We start from the raw sequence: 1,132 nt of genomic DNA on the forward strand, positions 1-1,132 counted from the left end.
CATCACCACCGCACGAAAAACTATCGCCCAACTCGCACGCACCCAACACCCCTACCCCAACCACATCCCCAACCGCTACTACCGACACTTCCAACGCTACTTCGCCCCCGACGCCGCCTTCCAGCACCTGTTCCGCCATACCCTCCACGCCGTTCCCACAGACCACCCCTACACCATCGCCCTTGATGGTACCACCGTCCCGCGCACAGGCGCCTACATCCCAGGCGCCCACTGGACACCCAACCCCGCCAACGCCCCGTTCGCCCGCGGGCTGCGCAAAGCCCAACGCTTCGTGATGGCAGGCTGGCTTGACGACGACCCCAACGCCCGCTGTGTGCCCATCTATTGGCTGCCCACCTTCTCCCCCAAAGCTCGCTACGCCAACCCCACCTCGCGCCGTTCCGAAATCCAAGGCTGGATAGCCACCCTCCAACAGGTGCGCGCGTGGCTCGACGCGGCAGGGCGCGCCGAGCAACGGCTGCTGTGTGTGGGCGACGGACGGGGTGATACCCAAGCGTTGGGCAAGTTGGAGTTGCCGAACACGGTCTGCTGCGTGCGCACACGCAAAGACTCGCGCTGGTGCGACTTGCCCCAAGACGCCCCGTCAGGTCGGGGGCGTCGGCGGGTGTATAGCGACCAAGTGTGGACACCGCAAGACAAGTGGCAGCAGCGCACGGGGTGGCGACGGGTGCCACTGACGGTGCGGGGGCGTGCGGTGCGGTTGTTGGTGCGGGTGGTGGGTCCGTGTCGTCGGGTGGGGTGGGGCAAGCGGGTGTTTTTCTTGATTGTTGTGCGCGGACATCACAAGCGCACCAAGCGGGGCAAGTCGCGCGAGCCGATGGCGTTTTGGGTTCACGCGGTGTCGGATGGGGCAGGTGGTTGGCAGTTGCCTGTGCCGTTGGGGGTGTTGGTGTTGAAGTTGTGGCAGCGTTGGGAGGTGGAGGTGGGGTTTCGTTGGATAAAGAGCGGTTTTGGGTTGGGTGAGAAGCCGTGCTGGGGTTTTGACAGCGGGGAGCGGAGCGTGGCGTGGAGCGCGTGGGTGTATGGGGCGTTGGTGTGGAGTGGGTTTCGTGCGTGGGGTGGGTGGACAGGGGGTGCGCGTTGGGGCGGGTGTCGGGGTCGTGTGCGTTGG

General features: G+C 65.7%; 1 protein-coding gene. It reads left to right on the forward strand.

The window, feature by feature from the left end; genetic code table 11:
* Window positions 1–1,132 (forward strand): hypothetical protein (locus NW837_RS11880; RefSeq protein ID WP_414331772.1); only part of this gene is annotated, 1,132 nt, incomplete at both ends.

Source organism: Synechococcus sp. R6-10 (assembly GCF_047461815.1).
In the GTDB taxonomy this organism is placed as follows: domain Bacteria; phylum Cyanobacteriota; class Cyanobacteriia; order Thermostichales; family Thermostichaceae; genus Thermostichus.